Annotated in this window: 6 protein-coding genes; 5 read left to right on the forward strand and 1 reads right to left on the reverse strand. The window is 64.4% G+C overall.

Translation table 11 applies throughout. From position 1 onward, the window contains the following. The 5 genes from Q0K43_RS09960 to Q0K43_RS09980 all read left to right on the forward strand — a co-directional run. A partial coding sequence (locus tag Q0K43_RS09960) for a DUF815 domain-containing protein (RefSeq protein ID WP_297290386.1) occupies positions 1–273 on the forward strand: 273 nt, incomplete at its 5' end. A 36-nt stretch (positions 274–309) separates the two neighbouring features. Continuing rightward, positions 310–1,668, forward strand: a complete 1,359-nt coding sequence (locus tag Q0K43_RS09965; protein WP_297290387.1) for a TraB/GumN family protein — start codon at positions 310–312, stop codon at positions 1,666–1,668. A 28-nt stretch (positions 1,669–1,696) separates the two neighbouring features. Further along, on the forward strand, positions 1,697–2,968 hold the full coding sequence (locus Q0K43_RS09970) for an amidohydrolase family protein (protein WP_297290388.1): 1,272 nt from the start codon (positions 1,697–1,699) through the stop codon (positions 2,966–2,968). Between the two features lie 121 nt (positions 2,969–3,089). Next, positions 3,090–3,659, forward strand: coding sequence for an RNA polymerase sigma factor (locus tag Q0K43_RS09975; protein ID WP_297290389.1), 570 nt, complete (start codon positions 3,090–3,092; stop codon positions 3,657–3,659). Continuing rightward, positions 3,656–5,116 (forward strand): serpin family protein, encoded by a 1,461-nt coding sequence (locus Q0K43_RS09980; protein ID WP_297290390.1) that lies wholly within the window; start codon positions 3,656–3,658, stop codon positions 5,114–5,116. The genes Q0K43_RS09975 and Q0K43_RS09980 overlap by 4 nt, the downstream gene beginning before the upstream one ends. A gap of 39 nt (positions 5,117–5,155) precedes the next feature. Here the strand turns inward: Q0K43_RS09980 and Q0K43_RS09985 are convergent. After that, a partial coding sequence (locus tag Q0K43_RS09985; protein ID WP_297290391.1) for a phosphotransferase enzyme family protein occupies positions 5,156–5,885 on the reverse strand: 730 nt, incomplete at its 5' end.

Here is a 5,885-nt window from a genome sequence, read left to right on the forward strand (position 1 = left end):
CAGACCTTCTCCGACCGGGCGGGGGACGAGGTGGACGCCAGCGAGACCATCCAGGAAAAGACCTCCCTGGCCGAGCGGTTTGGCCTGCGTATCCCCTATCTGGCCCTGAACAAAGCGGAGTTCCTGGATCTGGTGGAGAAAATGGCCGCGCTGCACGGGCTGGTCATGGATCGCCAGGCCCTCCGCACCGGCGCCGACCGCTGGGAAATGCGCCACCCGGGCCGGACGCCCCGCACCGCCAAGCAGTACATCGCCAGTCTCAGTCTGGCCTAGCAATTCCCTGCCCTGCACATGGAAAGGAGCATATGTATGAAAAGATCTCTGTTCAAAAAAGCCCTGGCTGGGTTTCTGTCCACCGCTCTGCTGATCCTCCCCGTTCTGGCTGCCGAACCGCAGCAGCCCGCCTCCTGGGCCGTCAGCCAGCTGGCCGACAGCTATGCCCTGGGTCTGGTGGACGACAACTATACTACTTACATCCAAAGTCCGGTGACCATGGATCAATTGGAGACCATGACCACTGTCGTATCCAATAAGCTGGCCCTGCTGGAGCTGGAACCCCGTACGGCGGACGCCGTGGGCCTGGTGGTGGACACCACCCGGGGCGGCGTGATGAACGCCCTGTATCAAGAGGCGGCCACTTATGACCTGCCCGGCGTGGAGGAGGGCCCGGAGGCCTTTCTGACCGGGCTGGGGGTGGTCCAGGGAGACGGCGCCGGACTGGCCCAGGAGCGCACCTGTACCTATCAGGAAGCTATGGTCATGGCAAACCGCCTGATCCTGGCCATCTATGACGGGCAGGACGCCGGTTCCAAGGGTCTGCTGTGGAAGGCCACCAACGGGGATAATACCCTGTATCTGCTGGGCACCATACATCTGGACCGGGACAACGTCTATCCCCTCCACAAGTCCGTCCGGGACGCCATCCAGGCCTCCGAGGAGGTCATCTTTGAGCTGGATCTCAACGACCTGGAGGGCATCGCCCTGCTCCAGAGCCTCCAGACCTATCAGGACGGCACCACCCTGGCCGACCACATCAGCCCCGAACTCTATCAGCGGGTGCAGACCGCGGCGGCCGCCCTGGGTATGGGCCCCAACGACCTGGACCTCTATAAGCCCTGGGCGCTGGCCTCCACCTTCTCCACCCTCAGCATGATGGACGACACCACCGGCGCTAACGCCATGGCCATCGACAGCTACGTCAACGCCGCGGCGGCCAACGGCGGCAAGGCCATCGGCGCGGTGGAGACCTACGCCTTCCAGGGCGGCATTTTCGACGGTCTCTCCCCCGAATATCAGGAGACCTACCTGGACTCCGCCCTGGCAGTCTTTGAGATGACGCTGGGCGGGGAACCCGACCCGGAGATCGAGCAGGCCGCCCAGCTTCAGGAGGAAATGCTCTCCGCCATATTTGCCTCCTGGAAGGATCGGGACCCGGAGGCTTTTGCCCAGGTCTACGATAAGCAGGCCATCATCAACAGCACCGACGAGCTGAATTCCAAGCTGTTTACCCAGCGGGACCCGGGTATGATTGAGGCCGCCGCGGGCTATCTGGAGACCGAGGGCAGCCACACCTACTTTATGGCGGTGGGCGCGGGCCACATGGTGGACCCCGGTGGAATCGTCAGCGGTTTGAAGGCTCTGGGCTATACTGTGGAACTGGTGCCCTGAGTCTCTCCATTTCCGAAAGGAGTACCATATGATCCTGAAAGGAACCTTTCTCCACACCCCCACGTTGGGGGAACTGGAGGTGCGCCAAAATACCTATCTGGTCTCTGAGGGTGAGACCATTGTGGGTCTGTACGACACCCTGCCCCCGGAGTACGCCGCCCAGCCGGTGGAGGACTGGGGGGACTGCCTCATCATTCCTGCCTTTACCGACCTGCACATCCACGCACCCCAGATCATCAACCGGGGCATCGGCTACGACAAGCAGCTGCTGCCCTGGCTGGAGACCTATACCTTCCCGGCGGAGGCCCGCTTTGCCGACCCGTCCTTTGCTGACAGGGCGTGGAAGGCTTTCCTCAACCACCTGTGGGCAGTGGGTACTCTGCGCTTTTCCGCCTTTGCCTCCATCCACAAGGACGCGGCCTGGCGCCTCATGGAGCTGACCGAGCAATCCGGCCTCCGGGGCCTCATCGGCAAGGTGAATATGGACCGCAACGCTCCCCCGGAGCTGCAGGAGGATACCGACGCCTCCCTGGCGGACACCGAGGAGCTGATCTGCCGCAGCCGGGCAGAGTTAAAACACACCGGTTTCATCCTCACCCCCCGGTTTGTCCCCTCCACCACGGCCAGGCTGATGGACGGCCTGGGCCGTCTGGGGGAGCAATATGACCTGCCTATCCAGTCCCACCTGTCGGAGAACCCCAGCGAGGTGGCCTGGGTGGCCCAGCTCCATCCGGATATCCCCACCTACACCCAGGTGTATGAACACTTCGGCCTGCTGCGGCAGGACAAGACCATCATGGCCCACGCCATCCACCTGTCCGACGGGGAGAAGTCTCTGCTCAGAGACAGGGGTGTCACCCTGGCCCACTGCGCCCTGTCCAACACCAATCTGGCCAGCGGCATCATGCCCCTGCGGCAGGATCTGGAGCAGGGCCTGCGGTGCTGCGTGGCCAGCGACGTGGCCGGCGGCCACACCGCCCACCTGAGCCGCAGCGTGGCCGCCACGGTCCAGGCCTCCAAGCTGAACTGGCTGAACCACCCCGACCAGGCCCCCCTCTCCCTGACTGAGGCTTTCTACCTGACCACCCGGGGGGCGGGCTCCTTCCTGGGCAATGTGGGGGCCTTCCTGCCCGGCTTTGCATTTGACGCCCTGGTCCTCCGCCCCTCCGCCCTGGACGCGCTGGTGGAGCGCACCCCCTTCGAGCGGCTGGAGCAGTTCCTCTACGACGGAGACGACCGGAACATCGCCGCCCGCTACTGCGCCGGGACACTCATTCCCCAGCCCTTCCCCCAGCTCTGAAACGAAAGGGGCCTGCCACTGCAGGCCCCTTTTTTACAAAAAATAGTTCTGACTGTAACCTTTTCCCCTCCCAACTCGCTGATTGGGGTGAAAGGCCTTTTCATCAGCCCACAGGAGAGGAGTGAGTACCGTGGAGGACGCCCAGATTGTGACCTTATTTCTGGACCGTGACGAGGGAGGCATTCAGGCGGCGGCGGACAAGTACGGCAGCCGCCTGCGGCAGCTGGGCTTCCGGCTGCTGCCCGACCGGCTGACGGTGGAGGAGTGCGAAAACGACGCCTATCTGCTGGCCTGGGACTCCATCCCGCCCCACCAGCCCAGGGACTATCTCTTTCCCTTCCTGGCCCGGCTCATGCGCCACACGGTGCTGGATCGCTGCCGGGCTCTCACCCGCCGGCGGCAGATCGCCCGGCTCACCGCCCTTACCCGGGAGCTGGAGGACTGTCTTCCCGGCCCCGACCACACCCAGGCGCTGGTGGACGCGCTAGCCCTGGGGGAGAGCCTGAACGCCTTCCTCAAGGCCCTGCCCGAGGAGGAGCGTCTCATCTTCCTGCGGCGGTACTGGTTCTTCGACCCCATCGCCGACATCGCCCGGCGGTACGATCTGGGCCAGAGCAAGGTCAAAACCACCCTGTTCCGCACCCGGCAGCGGCTGCGGGACCACCTGACCAAGGAGGGATTTACCGTATGAAAGCGGACGAACTGCTGGACAGCCTGGAGCATATCGACCCCCAGCTGGTACACCAGGCGGACAAACCGCCTCAAAAGACACCCCGCCGCCGTCCTCTGTGGATGGGACTTACCGCCGTGGCGGCAGCCGCCGCCATCGTCATCGGCATTGTGCTGTGGCCCGGGGGCAGCCCTTTGACAGGCCAGGCCTTCGCCCTGGCGGTGGCGGAGTACCCAAAAATGGCCCCCTACCCCAACGAGATGGACTATCTCAACCCCGACGGCTCCCTGGATTCCGACCGCTGGAGCGCCGACTACGACACCTGGCGGGCCAGCCAAAAGGCCCAGCTGAACCAGCCCGAGGGCTATGACAGCGGCCTGGAGGGATACTATACTGCCACCCTGCGCCAGTTCCTGGGGGACGGCGGGACGGAAAACAAGGTCTGCTCCCCCCTGAACATCTACTTCGCCCTGGGAATGCTGGCCGAACTGACCGACGGCAGCAGCCGCCAGCAGATCCTGGACCTGCTGGGCCACGACAGCATCGACACCCTGCGCGCTCAGGCCAGGGCCCTGTGGAACGCCAACTACAACGACGACGGGATGCTGACCAGCGTGCTGGCCTCCTCCCTGTGGCTCAATGAGGATGTACCCTTTGTCCAGTCCACCCTGGACACCCTGGCGGACACCTACTACGCCTCCTCCTACCAGGGGGAGATGGGCTCCGCCCAGCTGGATCAGGCCCTGCAAGCCTGGCTCAACGACCAGACCGGCGGCCTGCTGGAGGAGGCGGCGGGCCAGGTGAGCCTGGACCCGGAGACCGTGCTGGCCCTGGCCACCACCGTCTACTACCAGGGCCGGTGGGCCCAGGAGTTCAACCCGGACAACACCGCCCCCGACCTGTTCCACAGCCCCGATGGGGACGTAACCTGCGACTTCATGCACAGCTCCTCCTCCAACAACTATTACTGGGGGGATCAGTTCTCCGCCGTGGGGAGATCCGTACTGTACGGCGGTACCCTGTGGATGGTGCTGCCCGACGAGGGGGTGAGCGTGGATCAGCTGCTGGCCGACCCGGAGGCGATGGCGTTTCTGCTCTCCAACGGGGAATGGGAAAACCAGAAGTACCTCAGAGTCAACCTGTCCATGCCCAAGTTCGACGTATCCGGCCAGCTGGATCTGATCCAGGGCTTGCAGGCTATGGGAATCACCGACGTGTTTGACCCGGCGGTGTCCGACTTCACCCCCATGACCACAGAGCTGGATGAAATCTATGTTACCCAGGCCACCCACGCCGCCCGGGTGGCGGTGGATGAGGAGGGTGTCACCGCCGCCGCCTTCACCGCGATGGCAATGGGGGGTTCCGGTATGCCACCGGAGGATGAGGTGGACTTCACTCTGGACCGGCCCTTCCTCTTCCTGCTCACCAGCAGCCAGGGCCAGCCCCTCTTTGCCGGGGTGGTCAACCAGCCCGCATGAAAAAACGAGGCGTCTTCCTTTCGGAAGGCGTCTCATTTCTTATCGATATTTGTCTACCGCCAAACACATCTTGTCCCAGCAGGCCTCCATATCGGCCACCAGCTTGAACTGGGTGCGGCACCGGTCCAGGTTCTGGCCGGGCCGGTGGATGCGGAAGTATTTGTCCCCCTCCAGGTAGTCGGTGAGGAAGCGGATGCCGCACTCCAGGGTGATGAGTCGGGCGCCCCAGGGCAGATAGTCCAGCTCGGCGGGGGTGAGGGCTCCGTCCGCCCCCTCCAGGAAGCCCTGGGTGTAGGCGTCGAACAGGTTCAGGTCAAAGCAGACCTTGTTCAGATCCCGCTCGTCCTCGTCGCAGTGGTTGGCGCCGAACCGGATAGAGTCGCCGAAGTCGTTGACGGCCAGGCCGGGCATCACGGTATCCAGGTCGATGACGCACACCGCCTCGCCGGTGTCACGATCCAGCAGCACGTTGTTGAGCTTGGTGTCGTTGTGGGTGACCCGCAGGGGCAGCTCCCCCTGCCGCAGGGCCTCCAGCACCACGGAACAGTCGGCCTCCCGGGCGGCCACAAAGTCCAGCTCAGGGCCTACCTCCTTCACCCGGCCCAGGGGGTCGGCGGCCACCACCTCTTTCAGCCTGGCCAGCCGGGCCTCGGTGTCGTGGAAGTGGGGGATGGTCTCATACAGGGTCTCCGCCGGGTAGTCCTTCAGCATCCGCTGGAACTTGCCGAAGGCCCGGGCCGAGGCGGCAAACCGCTCCGGCGTCTCGGCG

The organism is uncultured Flavonifractor sp., assembly GCF_944383115.1.
GTDB lineage: Bacteria > Bacillota > Clostridia > Oscillospirales > Oscillospiraceae > Flavonifractor.